The 21,139-nt window shown below is 47.6% G+C and carries 21 protein-coding genes and 1 pseudogene; 14 read left to right on the top strand and 8 right to left on the bottom strand.

Annotated features, from left to right (window positions below; translation table 11 throughout):
• Positions 1 to 17: 17 nt before the first annotated feature.
• From PSE6802_RS35525 to glcF, 4 genes are all read left to right on the top strand, one after another.
• Positions 18 to 143, top strand: coding sequence for a hypothetical protein (locus tag PSE6802_RS35525; protein ID WP_019502302.1), 126 nt, complete (start codon positions 18 to 20; stop codon positions 141 to 143).
• A 115-nt stretch (positions 144 to 258) separates the two neighbouring features.
• Entirely contained in the window at positions 259 to 1,005 is a 747-nt protein-coding gene (locus tag PSE6802_RS0122555; protein WP_019502301.1) for a WecB/TagA/CpsF family glycosyltransferase, read from the top strand.
• Between the two features lie 87 nt (positions 1,006 to 1,092).
• A complete protein-coding gene (locus tag PSE6802_RS0122550) occupies positions 1,093 to 1,608 on the top strand; it encodes a DUF3172 domain-containing protein (RefSeq protein WP_019502300.1) in 516 nt (171 codons plus the stop codon).
• 11 nt (positions 1,609 to 1,619) lie between these two features.
• Positions 1,620 to 2,969: a glycolate oxidase subunit GlcF gene (gene glcF / locus PSE6802_RS0122545; RefSeq protein ID WP_019502299.1), complete on the top strand. Its 1,350-nt coding sequence runs from the start codon at positions 1,620 to 1,622 to the stop codon at positions 2,967 to 2,969.
• A 6-nt stretch (positions 2,970 to 2,975) separates the two neighbouring features.
• Here the strand turns inward: glcF and purL are convergent, their stop codons facing one another.
• Positions 2,976 to 5,294, bottom strand: coding sequence for a phosphoribosylformylglycinamidine synthase subunit PurL (purL, locus tag PSE6802_RS0122540; protein WP_019502298.1), 2,319 nt, complete (start codon positions 5,292 to 5,294; stop codon positions 2,976 to 2,978).
• A gap of 336 nt (positions 5,295 to 5,630) precedes the next feature.
• Here purL and PSE6802_RS0122535 point away from each other — a divergent pair, with 336 nt between their 5' ends.
• Genes PSE6802_RS0122535 through PSE6802_RS33845 form a run of 3 tightly spaced genes read left to right on the top strand, consistent with a single transcriptional unit; the run spans position 5,631 to position 7,018 of the window.
• Entirely contained in the window at positions 5,631 to 5,993 is a 363-nt protein-coding gene (locus tag PSE6802_RS0122535; RefSeq protein WP_019502297.1) for a hypothetical protein, read from the top strand.
• A gap of 56 nt (positions 5,994 to 6,049) precedes the next feature.
• Positions 6,050 to 6,841, top strand: coding sequence for an IS5 family transposase (locus PSE6802_RS0122530; protein WP_019498649.1), 792 nt, complete (start codon positions 6,050 to 6,052; stop codon positions 6,839 to 6,841).
• On the top strand, positions 6,842 to 7,018 hold the full coding sequence (locus PSE6802_RS33845; protein ID WP_019502296.1) for a hypothetical protein: 177 nt from the start codon (positions 6,842 to 6,844) through the stop codon (positions 7,016 to 7,018).
• On the opposite strand, the gene PSE6802_RS0122520 is transcribed toward PSE6802_RS33845, so the two are convergent.
• The 3 genes from PSE6802_RS0122520 to PSE6802_RS0122510 all read right to left on the bottom strand — a co-directional run bounded on the left by PSE6802_RS0122520 (position 7,015) and on the right by PSE6802_RS0122510 (position 9,074).
• The gene (locus PSE6802_RS0122520; protein WP_019502295.1) at positions 7,015 to 7,986 is read right to left on the bottom strand and encodes a hypothetical protein; all 972 of its coding nucleotides are present in this window, start codon (positions 7,984 to 7,986) and stop codon (positions 7,015 to 7,017) included. The genes PSE6802_RS33845 and PSE6802_RS0122520 overlap by 4 nt on opposite strands.
• Positions 7,986 to 8,336, bottom strand: a complete 351-nt coding sequence (locus tag PSE6802_RS0122515) for a hypothetical protein (RefSeq protein WP_156815631.1) — start codon at positions 8,334 to 8,336, stop codon at positions 7,986 to 7,988. The genes PSE6802_RS0122520 and PSE6802_RS0122515 overlap by 1 nt, the downstream gene beginning before the upstream one ends.
• Before the next feature lie 75 nt (positions 8,337 to 8,411).
• A complete protein-coding gene (locus PSE6802_RS0122510) occupies positions 8,412 to 9,074 on the bottom strand; it encodes a riboflavin synthase (RefSeq protein ID WP_019502293.1) in 663 nt (220 codons plus the stop codon).
• A 165-nt stretch (positions 9,075 to 9,239) separates the two neighbouring features.
• Here PSE6802_RS0122510 and PSE6802_RS0122505 point away from each other — a divergent pair, with 165 nt between their 5' ends.
• The gene (locus PSE6802_RS0122505; RefSeq protein WP_019502292.1) at positions 9,240 to 10,457 is read left to right on the top strand and encodes a M20 metallopeptidase family protein; all 1,218 of its coding nucleotides are present in this window, start codon (positions 9,240 to 9,242) and stop codon (positions 10,455 to 10,457) included.
• Positions 10,458 to 10,488: 31 nt separating this feature from the next.
• Positions 10,489 to 10,656 (top strand): type II toxin-antitoxin system HicB family antitoxin, encoded by a 168-nt coding sequence (locus PSE6802_RS33840; RefSeq protein ID WP_019502291.1) that lies wholly within the window; start codon positions 10,489 to 10,491, stop codon positions 10,654 to 10,656.
• A gap of 27 nt (positions 10,657 to 10,683) precedes the next feature.
• Here the strand turns inward: PSE6802_RS33840 and PSE6802_RS30015 are convergent, their stop codons facing one another.
• A complete protein-coding gene (locus tag PSE6802_RS30015) occupies positions 10,684 to 11,433 on the bottom strand; it encodes a TVP38/TMEM64 family protein (RefSeq protein ID WP_019502290.1) in 750 nt (249 codons plus the stop codon).
• Positions 11,434 to 11,595: 162 nt separating this feature from the next.
• Positions 11,596 to 12,420 carry an alpha/beta fold hydrolase gene (locus PSE6802_RS0122490; RefSeq protein ID WP_019502289.1) on the bottom strand — a complete coding sequence of 275 codons (825 nt, stop codon included), beginning with the start codon at positions 12,418 to 12,420 and terminating at the stop codon, positions 11,596 to 11,598.
• Positions 12,421 to 12,755: 335 nt separating this feature from the next.
• Here PSE6802_RS0122490 and grpE point away from each other — a divergent pair, with 335 nt between their 5' ends.
• From grpE to accD, 3 genes are all read left to right on the top strand, one after another.
• Positions 12,756 to 13,493 carry a nucleotide exchange factor GrpE gene (grpE, locus tag PSE6802_RS0122485; RefSeq protein ID WP_019502288.1) on the top strand — a complete coding sequence of 246 codons (738 nt, stop codon included), beginning with the start codon at positions 12,756 to 12,758 and terminating at the stop codon, positions 13,491 to 13,493.
• 99 nt (positions 13,494 to 13,592) lie between these two features.
• The gene (gene dnaK, locus PSE6802_RS0122480; RefSeq protein WP_019502287.1) at positions 13,593 to 15,464 is read left to right on the top strand and encodes a molecular chaperone DnaK; all 1,872 of its coding nucleotides are present in this window, start codon (positions 13,593 to 13,595) and stop codon (positions 15,462 to 15,464) included.
• Positions 15,465 to 15,784: 320 nt separating this feature from the next.
• Positions 15,785 to 16,738 (top strand): acetyl-CoA carboxylase, carboxyltransferase subunit beta, encoded by a 954-nt coding sequence (gene accD / locus PSE6802_RS0122475; RefSeq protein ID WP_019502286.1) that lies wholly within the window; start codon positions 15,785 to 15,787, stop codon positions 16,736 to 16,738.
• A gap of 316 nt (positions 16,739 to 17,054) precedes the next feature.
• Here the strand turns inward: accD and PSE6802_RS35980 are convergent.
• Together PSE6802_RS35980 and PSE6802_RS0122465 are read right to left on the bottom strand one after the other, a co-directional pair.
• A pseudogene (locus tag PSE6802_RS35980) lies at positions 17,055 to 17,290 on the bottom strand (N-acetylglucosamine-6-phosphate deacetylase); the annotation flags it as partial.
• Between the two features lie 134 nt (positions 17,291 to 17,424).
• Positions 17,425 to 18,351 carry a class I SAM-dependent methyltransferase gene (locus PSE6802_RS0122465; protein ID WP_019502284.1) on the bottom strand — a complete coding sequence of 309 codons (927 nt, stop codon included), beginning with the start codon at positions 18,349 to 18,351 and terminating at the stop codon, positions 17,425 to 17,427.
• 623 nt (positions 18,352 to 18,974) lie between these two features.
• Here PSE6802_RS0122465 and PSE6802_RS0122460 point away from each other — a divergent pair.
• Positions 18,975 to 19,997, top strand: a complete 1,023-nt coding sequence (locus PSE6802_RS0122460) for a PstS family phosphate ABC transporter substrate-binding protein (protein WP_019502283.1) — start codon at positions 18,975 to 18,977, stop codon at positions 19,995 to 19,997.
• Between the two features lie 131 nt (positions 19,998 to 20,128).
• Positions 20,129 to 21,139 carry a phosphate ABC transporter permease subunit PstC gene (pstC, locus tag PSE6802_RS0122455; protein ID WP_019502282.1) on the top strand — a complete coding sequence of 337 codons (1,011 nt, stop codon included), beginning with the start codon at positions 20,129 to 20,131 and terminating at the stop codon, positions 21,137 to 21,139.

Below are 21,139 nucleotides of genomic sequence, written 5' to 3'. Positions count from 1 at the left end.
TAAAGAATGGAGAATTTATGTGGCGAGATACTGTCGAAGTTCAAGCGGAGCTAGCAGCAATTTTAGACAAGACGATCGGGCCATCGTCTAGCGAACGATATCAATCCGCGCAAGAGGTGATGGATGCATTAAAGACCCTCTAGAACCCAAACAAGTTCTATAATCAATAGTTTTGAGAGCAGGGAAATTGCACTCCTTGGCGGCGACAGAAATTGCTCGTTGTCTGCTACGATCTAGTCGTTCGTTGAGGATGCTGTGATGCAATCGGTAGAGAAGTTTTCCATTTTAGACTTACACGTACACTTGCATGATAACTATCGCGATTGGCTAGAGCAGCGCCTGGCCCAAAACCAGGGTACGCATGTGGTCACGCTCAATGCCGAAATGGCGATCCAGGCACAAAAAAATCCCCAATTAGCCGCACTGGTGCGTAACGCAGAGGTGGTCGTACCCGACGGTGCGGGTGTGGTTTTGTACGCGCGATCGCAGGGTAAAAAAGTCGATCGCTGTCCTGGTATTGAGTTGGCGGAATCCTTGATTCGTTCGGCGGCGCGACAGGGCTGGCGGATCTTTTTAATTGGCGGAGGTGAGGGAATCGCTCAAAGTGTAGCCGCACAGTGGCAGGCGCAGTTTCCCGATCTGGCGATCGCTGGCGTGCATAATGGCTACTTCGATCGAGCGGAGGAGGAAATTATCCTGTCGCAATTACAAACTATCCAGCCCGATCTAATCCTGGTGGGGCTAGGAGTACCGCGCCAGGAATTTTGGATTCAGTCACAGCGATCGCTCTGTCCCCATGCCACCTGGATTGGGGTTGGTGGCAGCTTTGATGTTTGGTCGGGGACTAAAACTCGCGCTCCTAAGTGGTTGCGCGACAACCATCTGGAGTGGGTGTATCGTCTGTATCAAGAACCCTGGCGCTGGCGGCGGATGCTGGCTCTCCCCTATTTTGTTTGGTGCGTGACCCTACAGTCACTGAGTCGGATGTTCGAGTTTAGTCGGTAAATTAGAGCAGATCGGCGGTTAGCAGTCAGCTACAGGCTAAAACTTGCTATAACTAATAGAGCGTAGAATCAAATCGAACGTAAACCTATGGCCCGCCGCAGATATGCAACAACTACAAACACTACTTCCAGTGGATTTGGTGGTAGCTCCAGTATTAAACTCGCGATCGCGGGGGCAATTTTTGCGATCGGGATTGCTGTGGGCGTGGCGCTGTCTACGCTGAACCCAACCACGCAGACGGTTGATGCTATCCGGCTGGACATTGTCGCCCCCAACCGCGACTTTTGCAATAACTTCGGTTCCGCCGCTATGGTGATGAATAGCCGCGTCTACGTCACGCTCAATCCCTTTAACGTCTATGTCAGTCAGGCAGAACCGATTCCGGGTTGCGTGGTGTTGCCAAATAACTGGAACGAGCTATTACGCAGGGGAGCGATCGGTGAAAAAGACATCCGCCTGTGCAAAGACCGCATGAACACGTTCGGCTTTACAGGCGATCTGGATAAAAAAGCCTTAGTTGATTGCGTCTATGAGAGCCGCGATGCCCAAAAGAAATTATTCACCGAAAATCTACCAACTCCTACCCCTACACCCGCGCCCTAACCCGCAATCATATGCAGACTTCTGAGTCACCTCCAACGACACAACTCATATCTGGCTTTGACGAACGCAATCCTCCAGATCCAAAACTCATAGATGCTTGCGTGCATTGCGGATTTTGTTTGTCTACCTGCCCTAGCTATCGGGTAATTGGGAAAGAGACCGACTCGCCCAGGGGACGCATCTACCTGATGGATGCCATTAATGAAGGGAAAATACCACTTTCTGATGCCTCCGCCCAGCATTTTGACTCCTGCTTGGGCTGTCTCGCCTGCGTGACCACCTGTCCTTCGGGAGTACAGTACGACAAATTAATTGCTGCCACCCGTCCGCAAGTAGAGCGCCAGCATCAACGCAGCCTCACCGAGAGGCTATTACGCCAGCTAATTTTCGCGATCTTCCCCTATCCCAAGCGTTTGCGGGCTTTACTCGCGCCTCTGGCAATCTACCAAAAACTGGGATTGCAAAAACTCGTACGCTCCACGGGTTTGCTCGATCGCCTCCTGCCCAGACAATTAGCGGCAATGGAATCGGTTTTACCCGCTATTTCGCCCCAGGCATTCCAAGATAGCCTGCCACAGGTAATTCCAGCCCAAGGCGATCGGCGCTATCGCGTCGGCATGATTTTAGGTTGCGTGCAACGAGTGTTTTTACCCCACGTCAATGATGCTACGGTCAGAGTTTTAACTGCGAACGGTTGCGAGGTGGTAATTCCGCCAACACAGGGATGCTGTGCGGCTTTGACGCACCACCAGGGTCAAGATGCGCAAACCCAGGAGTTGGCTCGCCAGACGATCGATACCTTCGCCGATACCAACGTCGATGCCATAATTATCAATGCCTCCGGCTGCGGTCACACGCTGAAGGAGTACGGGCATATTCTGCAAGACGATCCCGAATATGCAGAAGCGGCGAAGCGATTTGCCAGTAAAGTTAAGGACGTGCAGGAATTCCTGGATGCGGTGGGCTTAACAGCTAAACTCTCACCTTTGCAAGATGAGCCTTTGGCAGTGGTCTATCAAGATGCTTGTCACATGTTGCACGGACAAAAAATCAGCCTGGAACCGCGTCGTCTGTTAAGACAAATTCCAGGCATCCAACTGCGCGAACCAATGGATGCGGCGCTTTGTTGTGGTAGCGCCGGAGTTTACAATATTCTGCAACCTGAAGTTGCCGATGAGTTGGGGCAGATGAAGGTGCAAAATCTGGTAAATACAAAAGCGAGTGCGATCGCATCCGCAAATGTGGGATGCACGATTCAGATTCGCAAACATCTGCAATTACAATCGCAGGCAGTCCCGGTCATGCATCCTATGGAATTATTAGATTATTCGATTCGCGGTATTAGGTTGGATGCAAAGTGAATTTTTCTAATTTGATTGCATTCGTCTAGGGATAGCCTGAGTATGCGCATCTTTGAGTTGGTTCAGGCTTAAGTTCACGCTAGCCTCCGATCCCGCGATCGCGATTACCAGGTTGGTATCACCTTCAGTGACATGACCGATCGCTTGCCATAAATCGGCTAACTGCGCCTGTAAATATTCTTCCCAGCGATTGCGATGTTCGGCGCTCGCAGATACGACAATCCGACTGGGACCTTCACCAAATAGAATATTGTGGGGATGCAAACCAGGGATAGCATCCAGACTCACGTGCGCGGTCAAGTTACTTGTGATGCACGATTCCGCGATCGCCACTGCTATACCACCCTCGGCACAATCATGGGCGGATGCGATCCAACCTTGAGCGATGCCATAACGACAAACTGCCTGCACTCGCCGCTCAATGTCAAAATCCACGCTTACAGGTCTACCCGTTACCTGTCCTAAAATGACGGCAAGATACTCGGAAGCGGCTAGACTCGTGCGATCGCTGCCCAGCAGATAAATAGTATCGCCAACCACTTGCCATGCTTGTCCGCAAATTTTAGTGATATCGCTCACAAGTCCGATCGTGCCAATCACGGGCGTGGGATAGATAGGCTGGGCGTTTCCATCAGGATCGATGGTTTCATTATAGAGAGAGACATTGCCGCCAGTGACAGGGGTGTGCAACTCGCGACAGGCTTCGGCGATACCGCGACAGGCTTCCGCCAGTTGCCAATAACCAGTGCTGTGCTCCGGACTGCCGAAGTTGAGATTATCAGTTACCGCTAGAGGCTCTGCGCCCACGCAGGAAAGATTGCGGGATGCTTCGGCAACCGCTAACTTAGCGCCCTCGTAGGGATCGAGGTAGACGTAACGCGCATTACAATCTACCGTAGCAGCAACACCAATTGTCGCCTGATTTAGAGGCGATAATTGGATATCGCCAATTCCAAAGTCCTGATCTCTCAAGCGAATCACCGCAGCATCTCCACTTCCAGGCAACATCACCGTATTATTCTGCACTTGTTGGTCGTACTGACGGTAGATCCATGCTTTAGAAGCGATCGCGGGACTATCCAATAATTGCAATAGAACCCGATCGGGTGAAGTGGTTAATTTTGAAGCGATCGCCGACTCATGCCATGCCCAAGCTTTGAGGGCATATTCCGGCGTATTGTGGAATTGACGGTAGTAGATGGGAGTGTTATCTGCGAGGGCAGTGGCGGGAATCTCTGCCGCTACGATGCCGTGCCAGAGAATCCGCACGATCGGCTCCTCCAGAACTTCACCCGCAACTACAGCATGTAAGCCCCAGCGATGGAAAATATCGATTAACTCCTGCTCTCTCCCTTGCTGAGCCACAAATAACATGCGTTCCTGGGATTCAGACAACAGGTATTCATAGGGTGTCATCCCCGTTTCCCTTGCTGGAACTTTATCGAGATCTAGTTGAATTCCCACACCTCCCTTCGCTGCCATTTCGGAAGTGGAACAAGTTAATCCGGCGGCACCCATATCCTGCGCCGCGACCACCGCACCAGTTTTAAACGCCTCTAAGCAGGCTTCAATCAGGGACTTCTCTAGAAACGGATCGCCCACCTGCACGGCGGGACGGTCTTTCTGCGATTCATCAGTTAGCTCTGCACTGGCAAAGCTGGCTCCTTTCATGCCATCGCGTCCAGTGGTAGAACCGACATACAGAACAGGGTTGCCCACCCCCGATGCACCCGATTTCACAATGGTGGGAGTTTCCAAAATCCCGATCGCCATTGCATTAACTAATGGATTGCGATTGTAAGCGGCATCAAAATATACTTCACCACCAATAGTCGGTACGCCCACGCAGTTACCATATCCAGCAATTCCCGCCACCACGCCATTGACGCGACTGCGTACCCAAGGATCGGACAGATCGCCAAACCGCAGCGAATTCAGCGAGGCAATAGGTCGCGCTCCCATCGTGAAGATATCGCGCAAAATCCCGCCTACGCCAGTCGCTGCCCCCTGAAATGGCTCCACCGCTGAGGGGCGATTGTGACTCTCAATCTTGAAGCAAATGGCAATGTCATCGCTAATTTTGACCACACCTGCATTCTCACCCGGTCCTACTAAAATGCGATCGCCCTGGGTGGGAAACTGCTTGAGCAGAGGTCGGGAATTTTTGTAGCAGCAGTGTTCCGACCACATCACGCCAAACATGCCTAGTTCGGCTTTATTTGGCTCGCGACCGAGGCGATCGCAAATCATGGCGTATTCATCTAAGGTCAAGCCTTCTGACTTGATTTCTTCGGGAGAAAAATTGGTAGCGGCTGGGTTTGTCATGGTCGCTGTTTACAAGTTCAGTAAATATGTTAAGCCATACTTGCTACAATGCCCTCTACCAAGCAGTATTTTTACTATTCCTGGTGGTATTACGCTCAAAGGCACGTTCTTAGTTGCGAGGATTCGATAATGAGTGAATTCAACCTTAGAACTCATTTAAGAAAGTATAAATACTTAGTATTTTTTGCTGCTTCAGGGGATGTATGGTACTGAAATGCTGACTTCTTACATGGTAGCAATGTGACTAAAAGAAGCTTTTCTTGACTTCCCAAATGGGTTCTTAAGTCAGTTGTTGATAATCTGGGTACTAACTACGTTGAAAAACAGATTCCAGCTTTGAATGAAGCTACCGAGATCGTCAATTCTTTAGTATCGCAGGCTGTAAATGCTTTGCTAGAAAGCCCAAATCGCTTCCTAGTTGCCGAACGCTTAAGCAGGTTTGGTTCGCTGTCAATTCCGCACTTAGAGAAGCTTTTGCAAGCCTCAGATGATTTGGAAGTCAAAGTTCTCTCCTCTCTAGTGCTGCTGCAACTTAACTCAAAATCTAGCTTGTTAATTCTATTAGAAGCTATAGAACCTGACTGTGAATATGCAGGCTTAGTAGCAAAACATTTAGCTAAAGCAAAGGTTGAAAAAGCTATTCAGCCAATTGTGGATTGCTTAAACATCTGCGCGTTTGAGAAGCCATTTAGGAAGTAAAAGGCGCACCAAAAGCAGGTATAAATACTGATGAAGTCTAGTATAAACCTGAAGAGATGCGCCGATCCTATAATACCGATTTATCCAACCAAGAATGGGAAATTATCGCACCCATGCTACCCAAACCATCAAAATGGGGTAGGCCACCCAAAACAAATATGCGAGAGTTACTGAATGCCATTTTCTATATACTCAAAAATGGTTGTACATGGCAGAATCTACCCCATGACTTTCCGCCTTACTCAACGGTCTATTTCTACTGGCAAAGGTGGGAAAGAACTGGGCTACTGGAGGAGATTAATCGCAAATTGAGCCAACAATTTAGGGAAAAGGTTAGTAAAGAGGCGACCCCAAGCTTGGTGAGTATCGATAGCCAGAGTGTGAAGACAACAGAAAGTGCGGGCAGTCGAGGTTTTGATGGCGGTAAGCAAATCAAGGGCAGAAAACGCTTCGCTATGGTTGACACCTTGGGCTTAGTTGTAAAGGTGTTGGTGTGTGCAGCTAACATCGGTGAAAGAGCAGGAGCTAAGCAGTTGTTACAGAATCTCACATCTCCATTACCACGATTAGAGAAAATTCTGGTTGATGCTGGATTCTCTGGTGATGAAATCACACAATGGGTCAACGACAACTTCGGATGGCTTTGGGAAGTTAGCAAACGGGCAGACAATCAGAAAGGTTTTGTAGTGGAGTCAAAGCGTTGGGTGGTAGAGCGAACCTTTGCTTGGTTAGGTAATTGTCGTAGACTAAGCAAGGATTATGAATTTTATGAGCAAATGTCTGAATCGTTTATTTACTTGGCTTTAATCCGCAAAATGCTAAGAAATCTGGCAACTGCGACTTCCTAAATGGGTTCTGAGAAGATTGATTTAGTAGTTAATCTGCTTGAAGCTTTAGCAGAACTTGGTGGAGATCTGCCCTCCAAGCTTCACAAACGGTTTGCTGGCAAAGATATTCCCTGGCAGATTGGTGCGATGTACGAACAATATTTTGCTACTAAAAATATTCCACAATTTATTGCCTAGCTCCTACGCTTACGTACCCTGCGAAAAAAGGATGTTCTCAGTCCCAGATCTCCAAACCAATCATCGATCGAGTTTTTCTCAGCATCTGTTAAAGGAGGGGTGGGATTCAGGTAATCAATGGTGTCGTTGAGAACGTTGGGTCTTAAGAGATGATCGCGCGATTTAAGATGCGATTTAAGAAATTCATGATATTTCAGAAATCCCTGCTTTTGTTCAAGCGATCGCTGGGCTTCACTCAAATCATGCTGAGTTATCTCCCACTTTTCCGGGAATTCATGCTGGGTAAAAATTTGCAGAGAATTATTAAAACATGCGATCGCCTTCTCCAAATCCTCTATGTGAAGGGGGATCGCCTTCCGCAAATTCTTTCTGCGAGGGGCGATCGCCTCCTCCAAATTCTCTACGCGATCGCCATGAGTGCGATTGTAGTAAGCCAATCCCAGATTGTGTTGCAGCATTGCCCAGTATTCGGGGAACTGCTGCCTAGTGTAAATTCCTAGGGAATATTCAAAGCAATCTATTGGTTCATAGAGAGTGTTTTGCAGCAACTCTACTTCCACCTGCGGTGCTTTATGCTGTATAGGGAGATTACCATGCTCTGCAAACAGTCGATCTATCTTTTCCTGAAAGTCTGGGTGGAGCCACAAAACCTCTTGTCGGGACATTTCTAGGTACTGGCAGCTCTCAAACACAACAGAGGGAATGTCTTGAATGCTGAGATCCACATATAAATCCACACCAACCTGTGGCGAATGTTCGTACTGTCCCAGCGTTACCGTTTTTCCTGAAGGCAAAGTCAAAAAAGTAAACTTTATTTCATCCAGATCGTCATATCCTGCAAAGACTGGAAGCTGAACGCGAGCAGCTAAAGGTTTTAATTGAGCATCTAAAAAGGCGACGATCGTATTCGCCGGTGTCACCTCTTCAAATCGAACCAGTCGATCTTTCCTCAACACTGAAGTACTCATTAACTACCCCAGACCTCACTCAGTTGATTGCAGAATTTTATCCGCACCTTAATTTTAGCGTAACCACCTTCATTTCGGACACCCTCACGATCTCCCGACCAATAGGCTAGACCTGGCCTTGTTCCTCGATCCGGTTTTACCGCTGTCGTAAACTCGATCCCCCGTTCCTTACCTTCCCGATTTTTTGTCAGAGGTAATTCATCCGTATAGGCTTTGACTTTAGGAATATCGCTGCTCAGATAATTCCGACAAGGCCCGCCCCACATTTCTTGGCTTGCTATCTGTTTCGCTGCATCATCTGCTGTCTGAGACTCCGACTCTTTTCGATGATAAATAGACTCTTCCGTCACACCAATCACTATATCTAACCCGTGCCTGCTATCCTATCATAGAGGTCGAGCGATGTAGCCATAAGTCCATCAAGCCTATGTGTATTCCCAGCCGTGCTCGGCCAGGAAGTCGGCGGTGATTTCTGCTGGCGAACCGTTAGGTTCGCGAACTGTATGAGAACCCAGACGGAGGAATTTCTCAACGTACTTACCCAATACATCGGATTCTAAATTTACTTTACTCCCCGATCGCAGGTACGACAGGTTAGTATTTTGATATGTATGCGGAATTACCGCCACGCTAAAGTAAGTACCGTCATCGTTACAACTGGCAACCGTGAGGCTGATGCCATTCACGCAAATACTTCCTTTAAAGACGATATAGTGCCCCACTGAAGCGAGCGCGTGAAAGCTCATCTCCCATGCGCCACCCTGCATCTTACTTTCAATTAGAGTTCCAATTCCATCAATATGCCCCGTGACAAAATGCCCGCCCAAGCGATCGCCAACTGCAAGGGCTAATTCCAAATTTACGGGCATGGAATTAGAATCACCCAAGTTGGAACGATTAAGAGTTTCCGGTGAGATATCTGCAACAAATCCCGATGCCGTTAATTTGGCAACCGTTAGGCAAACTCCATTGACCGCAACGCTATCACCTAATGCGAGCTTATTTCTCAGATCTGGGCAGCGAATGACAATTTGTTCGCGATCGCGATGCTCGATTTGCCCTAGGGATTGGATTAAGCCGGTAAACATATTAGGGGTTGGGAATTAGCAGACATATCTATAATATGCGTTGAGAGGATGGCAGTATAGGTCTTGAAAAAAGCTGACCGCTGACTGCTAAAAACTGAAAGCTAGTGGCTCGCTATACAATGGGGAAAGTACTGTAAGATATGCTCTTTCTGCAAAGATTTCGTCATGGTTGCTACTCCAGTTAATTTATCCAGCGTCCCTAAGTTTAAGATCAGGTCGGAGATTCTGGCATTGCAGTCTAATCTGGTGCAATGGCGGCGAGAACTGCATCGTTGGCCGGAGCTAGGGTTCAAAGAAAGACGAACTGCGGCGTTCGTACAGCAAAAGTTGAGTGAGTGGGGGATTCCGCATCAGGGCAGCATTGCCCAAACTGGGATCGTGGCAACCATTACCAGTACCAAGCCCACGGGTGGACGGGTCATGGCGATCCGCGCCGATATGGACGCGCTGCCGATTCAGGAAGAAAATATCGTTGACTATCGTTCTCAGATCGATGGACTGATGCACGCCTGCGGTCATGACGGGCATACGGCGATCGCACTGGGAACCGCTTTTTGGCTTTGGCAGCATCGGGATAGTTTTAGGGGTACGGTGAAAATTATTTTTCAGCCAGCGGAGGAAGGCCCCGGTGGCGCAAAGCCGATGATCGAGCAGGGAGTACTGGAGCATCCCCGCGTTGAAGCGATTATTGGGCTGCATCTGTGGAATAACTTGCCGATCGGGACGGTTGGCGTGCGTAGCGGGGCACTGATGGCTGCGGTGGAAAGTTTTACCTGTACGATCTTGGGTAAGGGCGGACATGGTGCTATGCCCCATCAGACGGTTGACTCGGTATTGGTGGCAGCCCAGGTGGTCAACGCTCTGCAAACCATTGTAGCCAGAAATGTCGATCCCCTTGATTCGGCAGTGGTCACGGTGGGCGAGCTTCATGCGGGCACAAAGCGGAACGTGATTGCTGACAAGGCAAAACTGAACGGTACGGTACGGTATTTTAATCCAGCTTTGGGCAACCTGATTCCCCAGCGGTTAGAACAGGTAATTGCTGGTGTATGCCAGAGTCATGGTGCTGGTTACGAACTGGATTACCAACGTCTTTATCCACCCGTGATTAATGATGGCGCGATCGCCGCTCTAGTTCGTTCTGTTGCCGAAACTGTCGTGGAAACGCCCGCAGGCGTAGTGCCAGAGTGTCGGACTATGGGTGGCGAAGACATGTCTTTCTTTTTACAGGAAGTCCCTGGCTGCTACTTTTTTGTGGGTGCCGCCAACCCAGATAAAGATTTGGCATACCCCCACCACCATCCCCGCTTTGACTTTGACGAGACAGCGCTGGGAACTGGGGTAGAGATCTTTGTGCGCTGCGTCGAAAAATTTTGTAGGTAAACTGAAGTATTAAAAAAAACAGGTCAAGTCTATGAAGATTAGGGTCGTACTAGAGTGGGATGATGAAGTACAGGCTTATTCTGCAACCTGCCCAGAACTTAATTTTGTATCTTCATTTGGTGAAACACGAGATGAGGCGATCGCAAATTTAAAAGATGCGATTAAGTTGTTGGTTGAACCAATTCCAGATTCCTTATAGAGTTTTTTAAACTGCGTACCCCTACCCCTAAACCGATCGCTTCAATCGTTTCATCAACAAAGGGGTTGCCGATAGTGCTGATAGCGCCACCAGAGCAGCAGGTAGCTGCCAACGAGCATTGCCAGTTAAAGCTTCTGCACCCTCTTGTCCCAGCCACGAATAAACTAAGGTACCAGGAATAATACCGATAAAAGTGGCAAAAAAATAAGAGCTAAGGCGGATGGGGGTTACCCCAAACAGATAGTTAACAGCGTTAAAAGGAAAAATGGGGGCTAGTCGAATAGACAAAGCAAACCAAAAGCCATTTTCCTTGATTCCTTGTACCAATTGGCTGAGGCGATCGCCGCGATCGAACCGCTTAGCGATCGTGCCACCGATCAAAAATCTCGATGCCATAAATGCTCCCGTGGCACCCAGGGTTGCCCCAATCACAGTCCAAATGGTGCCTTGAATTGCACCAAATATCGCTCCCGATGCCAGCGTCAGAGCCGACCCTGGAATGGCGAATACGGTTGCCACCACATAGGTCAACATATATGCCAAAGGTGCGAGTATACCCAGGTTCTCCCGCCAGGTCTGGAAGTTATGCATAATTGTGCGAGCGTTACCCAGACCCAGCCAACCGCGCACTGGCGTAAAAAAAACTACTAATACAACGCTAATCTCAACTACTAGAGCTATGCCCAACTTTAACCAGGGACTTTTTGTCCAGCTTACCTGCTCAGAATCATCTGTTCGATCGGGTTTGGCATCTGAGACGCGATCGGAATTACTCATAGGGAAATGAATTTTAAAGCAACGACCACCACCCACGATTTTAACTTTAAGGGTTTAGCATTTGTGCGATCGTCTGCGCGTCAAATGCAAGCGTTATTGACAAATGCTAAACCCCTGCGCCCGCGATCCGTCCCCCATCACCCAACCCCCATCACCCCACCCCTAAAACCCATTCCTCTCCAGCCACAGATCTATATCCGCCATCAACTGCGTCGGAATTTCCCAGGGCAAGAGATGCGCCACCTGCGGATAGCAAATCCAGGTTGAGTTCGGTAAAAGCATGGCTGTCTCGCGACTAGACTCGGCTGTGATATGCCGATCGCACTCCCCCGCGATCGCCAGGCAGGGCACCTGAATTCGAGCTAGATCCTGGCGGCGATCGTAACCCTGGTGCATGGCATCGAATAGGGCTTTGGTTGCAAATTTTGAGGTTTGCAAGAAAGCACGCATCCCCTCGTTGGCAATGCGATCGTAGGCAAAAGTTGTATGTTGCTGGATCAAATATTGCAATAGCGATCGCTTGCCCAGCCATATTGCTAATTTGCTGTGTGGCAGCAGGCGATGGGTCAAACGGTGTGCCAGCACGGCTAAACCTGTATTCATCACCTGCCACCAGGGCACTTTCGGGTGGCTGCTACAAGGTCTAGCAGCAGACGCAATCAGGATCAGTCCTGCAATTTTGCCAGGATACAAATCGTTAAATTTAAGGGCTAGCTCCATTGCCAAAATGCCTCCCAGCGACCAACCCAAAACAATGCATCGGTCAATATGGCTATTTTCGAGCAAATTAACTAAGTCGCTTAAGTGCTCTAGCATAGCGAAGGGTTGCTCGATCGGGTGCTGGCGTTGCGATCGCCCATAGCCGCGCAGATCCGGTGCAATAACTCGAAATCCTCTATCCCAGAAGTGCTGCGTAAATACTGACATAGCATCCCCACTGCCGGGATGCCCGTGCAAGCACAGGATTGATAAATTATCCTGTAGCATGCTTGAATTTTGCATTTGCACAAAATACTTTCACCTGTAAATTTTTCATTGATGGACTTTATGTACGGGCAGGTTTAACTACAAGTTTTCGCTTATTACTGAGCGCCCGAACAAAAACTGCCCCTACGTCAAAGGAACGCTTTGCAGTTATTTGTCTGTTGCAATCCTAGTGCAACGTGATATCAACAGCTTTATATAATGTCAAAATAAAAGCTAATGTCAAAATAAAGCAACTTTATAGGTACTGGCGTAAATTCAGCTAGTTTTTGTACCCAGTTTCTATAATAATTGCTATGCTGAGTCACCCTAAGTTGCGAGCAAAACTACAGGCAAACATGATTGAAGAAGATAAACAAAATCCTGGAATTGAAGAACTTGTGGAGGAGGATCTCGACTTGGAAGAGTCCCTAAACGAACTAGCAGATAAAGGGATTGCTGCGGTTGCAGATGCCCAGGAGCCTGACAAAGTATCCAGCGAGCCTGTCCAAGTACAAGTCACTGAAGAAAGCGAGGTGTCTCCCAAGTTAGCAGAGCTAATGTCAGAAGTTACGGCTATCAAGCAACAGCTTGAGGAACGTAACAGTCAATACACCAGACTATATGCAGATTTTGATAATTTCCGCAAGCGGACCGAACGCGATAAGGAAGAACAGGAAGAAAGAAACAGCGCTAAAATCCTGAAGAAGTTTTTACCTGTTGTTGATGACTTTGAAAGGGCACAGTCCCAGATCAAGCCTAAAACAGACGCTGAAGCTGTAATTCACAACAGCTATCAGTCGGTTTACAAGCAACTTGTCAAATGCCTCAAGGAAGCAGGTGTCGTGCGCATGCTCAGTGTTGGCGAAGAATTCGATCCTAACTATCACGAGGCTATTTCCCAAGAACCAACAAACGAGTTTGAGGAGGGTGCTGTCATGGATGAGTTACGTCCGGGTTATCTACTAGGGGAGCGCGTACTCCGACATGCTATGGTGCGCGTTGCAGTTGCAGACGAGGCACCAGCGCCAACACCAACAGCAAGCGAATCGCAAGGGAGCGATCGCAGCGACGCAAGTGCAAATGAAGATAGTTAAATTAGCTATTGCGTATTAGTGCTTTTAGACCGCGAAAATGGGTAGCTTTAGGTTGACCTCATTATTGATATTTTTGGCTTTATTCAGGACTGTTAGTTTATGTCATCAAAAGTAATTGGAATTGACCTTGGAACGACAAACAGTTGCGTTGCTGTCCTAGAAGGCGGTAAGCCAGTGGTAATCTCTAGCGCTGAAGGTGGCAGAACTACGCCCAGCATTGTAGCTTTTATCAAGGATGGGAGCGAACGCATTGTAGGACAGGTAGCCAAGCGACAGGCCGTAACTAACCCTAGTAATACAGTTTTTAGTATCAAGCGCTTTATTGGTAGGCGTTGGGATGAAACCGAAGACGAGCGGCAACGCGTAGCCTACACGACGGTTAAAGGTAGAGATGAAACGGTCAACGTCAGCATTGCCGACAAGCAATATACGCCGCAAGAAATCTCTGCCATGATCTTGCAAAAACTCAAGCAGGATGCCGAAAACTACCTGAGCGAGCCAGTTGCCAAAGCAGTAATTACCGTACCCGCCTATTTTACTGATTCGCAGCGACAAGCTACTAAAGATGCTGGTACGATCGCGGGACTAGAAGTGCTGCGCATCGTCAACGAACCGACAGCCGCCTCCTTAGCCTATGGCTTAGATAAGATCTATGAGGAGCAAATGGTACTGGTGTTTGACCTCGGTGGTGGCACGTTTGATGTCTCGATTTTGCAACTAGGCGAGGGTATCTTCGAGGTAAAGGCTACCTCTGGGAATAATCATCTCGGTGGCGATGACTTCGATGCTTGCGTAGTGAACTGGTTAGTTTCAGATTTTAAAGAATCGACTGGAATCGACTTGAGCAGCGATCGCTCTGCCATGCAACGTCTGCGCGAAGCAGCGGAAAAGTCCAAAATTGAGCTGTCTAGCGCGCCAATTAGTCTGATCAACTTACCTTTTATTGCCAGCGATGAGACCGGGCCTAAAAACCTTGATATCGAACTAACTAGAGCTAAATTTGACGAAATTACAGCCCACCTGGTCAAAAGCACGTTAGAGCCAATTGGCAACGCACTTAAAGATGCAGGTATGGTACCGAAGGAAATCAACCGCATTATCTTAGTGGGTGGTTCTACGCGCATTCCAGCAGTACAAGAAGCACTGAGTAAATTTTTTGACGGCAAGAAACCGGAACAATCGGTTAACCCAGACGAGGCTGTAGCAGTCGGTGCTGCCATTCAGGCTGGTATTCTGGGTGGTGAGGTGAAAGACTTACTCCTTCTAGATGTAATTCCGCTGTCTATCGGACTGGAAACCCAGGGTGGTGTATTCACAAAAATCCTCGATCGCAATACCACTATCCCCACCAGCAAGGGGCAGATCTTTTCTACGGCTGTAGACAACCAGTCAACTGTGGAGATCCATGTTTTGCAGGGCGAGCGTGCTATGGCAGCAGACAACAAGAGTCTGGGTAAATTCGAGCTATCGGGGATTCGCCCTGCCCCGCGCGGCGTGCCCCAAATCGAGGTTTCCTACGATATTGATGCCAACGGCATCCTGAACGTGTCCGCCCGCGATGTCGATACTGGTTTAGAGCAAAGTATTAGTATTACTAATACCGGCGGTCTTAGCGCTAGTGAAATCGAACGCATGCGTATAGAAGCGGAAGTATATGCGGAAGAGGATACCGAACGCCGGAGGATGGCGGATATGCGCAATCAGGCTACCAACCTAATGCGCACGGTAGAGGAAGCACTACGCGAATACGGCCCGACCGTGATTACTGCGAGTCTGCGCGAGCCTACCCAAAAACACATCGAGCGCCTGAAAGTTATTCTGGAAAAGTCAGAAACTACCTCAGAGGAGCTACAGGAAAAGGTCAGACCCTTGCAAGATTGTTTATTTGCGATTACTGAAGCGATCGAACGGTATTCGCAGGTAGAGCGAGTTAAGCCCAAAGATAGTTTAGACATTGAAAATATCGAGTAGATTGGGGAAGCGCAGTTAAATAATGTCCCCACTGTAGAACGTGCGATCCCAAATCCTCATTAAATTAACCCCTAAGATTGCCTGGCGACTGGAAGTCACGGCTACACAAACAAAGTCCGCCTGTGCGGACTTCGAGTAAAAGGGGCGAACTACAAAGGATTTGGTATCGTTTGGCACTGCGAAAATTCATAAATTTTGAGTGTGACAGTGAAATGTTAAAATTTGCAAAAGGGTAGGCTTTAACCTCATAGTAAAAGCTAAGTCTAGTTTTTCTGTAGCTTGAGCCTCTTTGCATACTGTTTATATGGCTAAGTAAATTTATGTCGTTGTTCGATTGGTTTGCCGATCGCCGCAAGGCAACTCCCATGGGTCAACAACACCAAGAACGAGAGATACCTGACGGGCTTTGGCATAAGTGCAGTTCTTGCTCTGCCCTCACGTATATCAAGGACTTACGCAACAACTTGATGGTTTGCCCCGAATGCGGCCATCACATGCAGGTCAACTCTAGCGAGCGCATTGCTCAACTGACCGATCCTGGCAGTTGGACAGAAATTAACGGTCAGTTGCATTCCTGCGATCCCTTAGAGTTTCGCGATCGCAAACCCTATAGCGCCCGCCTGCGGGAAACTCAGGAAAGTACGGGTCTCAGTGATAGTGTCGTAACCGGTTTGGGCAGTATTGAAGGTTTTGGGATTGCTCTAGGTGTCATGGACTTTCGCTTTATGGGCGGCAGCATGGGTTCTGTCGTCGGGGAAAAGTTAACCCGCCTGATCGAGACTGCTACGCAGAAAAATTTGCCCGTTGCGATTGTATGTGCCTCTGGTGGAGCCAGAATGCAGGAGGGCATTTTAAGCTTAATGCAAATGGCGAAGACCTCTGCTGCCTTAGAGCGGCATCGTCAGGCGAGACTGCTGTATGTTCCCATCCTCACTCACCCCACCACTGGTGGAGTCACGGCCAGTTTTGCCATGCTGGGCGATATTATCCTGGCAGAGCCGAAAGCCATGATTGCTTTTACAGGCAGGCGGGTTATCGAGCAAACCCTCAAGCAAAAAATTCCCGATGACTTCCAATCAGCGGAATATCTCTTAGAGCACGGATTTGTCGATGCTGTGGTGCCCCGCACTCAGCTCAAACAAACTCTGGCGGCAATCATACGCATGCACTCTAAACCAGTCCCGATCGACGCTGCCAAACCAATTCACGTTCAGAGTGCAAATGCCAAACTAGAGCCTGGGATGCACTTGCTGGCGGATGAGATGACAAGTTAGCTGACGACTCATCTGGCAAGCTATAGTTATCAGAAAATTGGGTCTAAAACCCCGTGCTTTTAGCACGGCTTTTTGGTAAGATGTAGCTAGTCGCCATAGGGCATTGGGAGACTCTAAACGGACGTGGAGCGATGGTAAGACTACTTCGGTAGCGCGTAGCTGTGAAGCGTCAAGAATCACCGTTGCTTTAGCTCGGTGAGTATGTCAAAGCCATAAAGATTATGACGGGGTGCAGGGGTTCTACCCCTGCGTGGAGGCTGTGCCCCCACACCCCCTGTACTAACCGATCCGTCTACAGCTATATAACAGGAAAAGCAGTTGGTAAGTTGAGTACTTGACGCGGTGCGATTGTTGCCGTGGCGATCGCCCGATTGGGCAGGCAAATTCCCCATTTCACCATATTCTTTACGCATTCCAGCAACGGTAACATAGTTAGAGCGTACCGTCCGCCCGCCTCGCCGTGCCATTTTTGACCTCGATCTCGCGTGCACCCCAAGGATAACTGCCATCGGGCAACCCCAACGGAGCCAGAGCATCGCTCACTAAAAACAAGCGATCGTCCGTATCCGCATCCAATTCATTAAAAGAAGCACCTAAAGCTCCATTGATTTGCAGATCGATCGCTCCGGGTGAGAAGAAAGTATTATTGGCAGAATTTGATATCTAAAAAATCGCACCCATATCAACTAAACAATTTGGTTGCGTTGAATGTACAAGCTGCCGCCTGGATTCTTCATACATAAAGGCATTTTCTCTTTTATTATATCGCTAAACATGTAGTGCGCGTAGGTATTGAAAAATAGGATGCTCCATTCGGAATTGTAAGCTAGAAATGCACGAAGAAAGTAATTTTCATTCCAATATCTTCCCTCTGTTAACCACTCGGAGGGATAATCAAATGGGTAGAATACATCATGAAAATGGACAAAGACTCCCGGTTGAATGCGTGGTAAGATCTCAAACATAAGCAGTTGCAGATCGCTACCGCATTTCACTACATGGCTTGAATCAATAAACAGGAAATCGCCAGATTTTAGAGTGGAGAAAATGTCAAATGGAACTTCTTGAATCTTTCTGTCAATTAATTCTATCTGTTGCCTGTCCTTGTCTCTAAGCAAGCTATTAAGCCGATCGGGATATGGTTCAATAAAAGTAATTTCCGGTCTCTGAGAAAAAATGCTATCAATGGTATCTAGCATTACAGCAGATGAAAAACCCGATCCGACTTCAACGATTCTTTTAGGCTGATACTTTCTTAAAAAGCAGTAAAGGAAAATAGCATCTGAATAGCTAAACCAGGAGTTGTCGTAATAGTAGCGGCTCGAAGCAACTAGTTTTTCTGGGAATGGAAGGTCTTTATAGAACTGAGCATACTCGTTTAGTAAGTCGTATTGCTTCTGTTCGTTCAAATTAATGCCGATTAGTTCCTTGTTCGGCGGCTTGCGCGTTCTTAGATACGTAAGAACATCTTCTTGTGACGGGATGGGAGAATAATAGTGGCCAACGGGATATGCTCCCTGCCTTCTCACATGCTCCTCGAGATTTCTAATATTCTCTTCGAGATTCCGAAAGAACGGCGCTTTTTTAAGAAGTCCTTTAATAGCTCGTTTCATGATTCTTTCCTCGATCGTTACTTCTATACCACTACTAGACCATTAGTGAGATAGGCAGACACGGATCTGTCTATGTATAGACTATAGCAATCCGAAATGATTCGTGCAAGTTAGCTGTAGTAGTCAGCGGTCAGTAAAGGAATTTACGACTCAGATCGGAGTGTTATATAGCGATGTTCGCTTGAGAACGGGTTTCATTGGCGGAGTGAAGGGGCCACCCCTTCTTGGGGGCAACACCACCAAATCCACTGCTCTTTCCGATCTGAAAACCGCTATAGTATTTTAGATTGAAACTCAGTTTCTTAACAAAGCATGGAATTCTGTTCTACCTAAATTGATGTCTACTTCTGATTATCATGGCGATCGCAATTCGCAAACTTGAGAGAATTAAAGAGACATCATCATTTAGTGAATTTGGGTATAATTTGGGTATAATTTGTTATAAATTAGGATTTTAATTGCTAGCGGCGATCGCAAGGATGAATTGGAAATGGTTTAACCATTTTTTTACCAATTCTTATCATTAGCTTAATTCAACCTTTCCCTATCCTTCACCTGAGGGGGTAAATATTTGTGTAGCTTGATTACTAAGTACTTATTCAGGTTTAGGGTTACAAATTAAGATGAATGCAAGCGCTATTATTCAAAGGACACTGTTTAGGGGTGCGTCAACCCTTCTCGTAGGTGCCGCAGCAGTTACGCTTCCTTTGATTCCTTCGGCACTAGCTCAGCAAAAAACCATCAAAGTAGATGGGTCAAGTACTGTCTATCCAATTGCTGAAGTTGCTGCTAGCGGTTTCCAGAAGGCTAATTCTAGTATCAAAGTTACAGTTGGTATTTCTGGTACTGGCGGCGGATTCAAAAAGTTTTGCGCTGGCGAACTAGACATTTCCAATGCTTCTCGCCCCATCCTGAAAAAGGAAATGGATGCTTGTAAGAATAAAGGCATTAAGTACATCGAGCTACCTATTGCTTTTGATGGTATTGCTGTAGTTGTTCACCCCCAAAACAACTGGGCTAAAGATTTGACAGTGGCTGAGCTAAAGAAAATTTGGGAGCCTGGGTCGAAGGTAAAAAACTGGAGCCAGGTTCGTAAAGGATTCCCAAATGTGCCAATTAAACTATTTGGCCCAGGCCCTGACTCAGGTACATTTGACTACTTCACAGAAGCTGTGAATGGCAAGGCAAAAGCTAGCCGTACTGATTACACGCCAAGTGAAGATGACAACGTCCTGGTACAGGGTGTTGCTGGAGATCGCGGCAGTCTGGGCTACTTCGGTAAGTCATACTTGGAAGCGAATAAGAGCCGCATTAAACCAGTAGCGATCGTTTCCCCTTCTGGCTCAGCCGTACTTCCTAGCGACCAAACCGTCCAAAATGGCACCTATCAGCCGCTTTCTAGACCGCTGTTCATCTACATTAGGGTTGACGCTGCTAAACGTCCAGAAGTAAAGCAGTTTGTGAGCTACTTCATCAATAACGGTGCAGCTATTACCAAAAAGGCAAAGTATACGGCTCTCCCTGGTGCCTCTTATCCAAAGATTTTGGCAAACTTCAACAAGGGTAAAGCTGGTACCGTCTTCAACGGTCAAAACGATATCGGTGCAACCATTGCTGAAGTTCTAGATCGTGAAGGTGTAGATTGATCGATAATTTCCAATCTGTTTCTAATTGGGATTTGCGATTTCTATAGGTTTTAATGGAATACAGCGTGCAACATGTCATGCTGTATTCTTTTCATTATTTACTTACTCTACGAGGTCATTAAGTATTTGGCATGGCAAAATCTTCTGTGGCAGGGCTTGCCCTTATGCCTAGTCAGCGCAAATGGAAGCGCGTGCTAATTGAGCGAGGAATAGAGATTATTCTGTTATTGGCTGCTCTCTCATCGGTTCTGACAACATTTGGAATCATGGAGATTCTAATTGTAGAATCATATAATTTCTTCTTAAAAGTAGCAGAACTGCGTAATACAACACCAATTAGTTTTTTCCTAGGGGAGTTTTTAAACGAGCGTGAATGGTCCCCTCTGTTTGAAGGTGGCAAGTTTGGTATATTACCACTTCTAACTGGAACGCTTGTCACCACCGGCGTAGCGATCGCATTCGCCATTCCGATTGGCACAATTATTTCTATATATTTAAGTGAATTTGCCTCCAGCCGCACCCGCGAGATTGTCAAGCCAATTCTAGAATTACTAGCTGGTATTCCCTCTGTCGTATTTGGTTATTTTGCGCTAACTGCTATATCGCCTGCCTTACAAGCAATTCTGCTGGCGGTGCAGAAATATTTCATGCCCGATCTGGGAGAGTTTGAATACTTTCTGCTCCCAGGATTTAACATGCTCAGTGCGGGACTAGCGATCGGAATTGCGATTATTCCTTTGATAAGCTCGATTAGTGAAGATGCCATGCGATCCGTTCCTTTGCAAATGCGGGAAGGTTCCTACGCGACTGGCGCTACGCGCTTGCAAACAGCGCTAAGGGTGGTTTTGCCAGCGTCTTTCTCTGGTGTAATTGCAGCTTATATCCTCGGGATCTCGCGAGCGATTGGAGAGACGATGATTGTGGCGATCGCTGCCGGACTGCAACCAAACTATACGTGGAATCCTCTAGAATCGGCAGCAACGGTATCGGCTTATATCGTGCAGGTGAGTTTGGGAGATATCCCACATGGTTCCATAGAGTATGACACTATCTTTATCGCAGGATTATCTCTGGTGTCGATGACTCTTATACTCAATATCATTGGATATTTTTTGAGCAAGCGTTTTCGGGAGGTCTACTAG

Origin of the sequence: Pseudanabaena sp. PCC 6802, assembly GCF_000332175.1 — a bacterium.
GTDB lineage: Bacteria > Cyanobacteriota > Cyanobacteriia > Pseudanabaenales > Pseudanabaenaceae > PCC-6802.
This window is presented reverse-complemented; position numbering and strand designations above follow the sequence as displayed.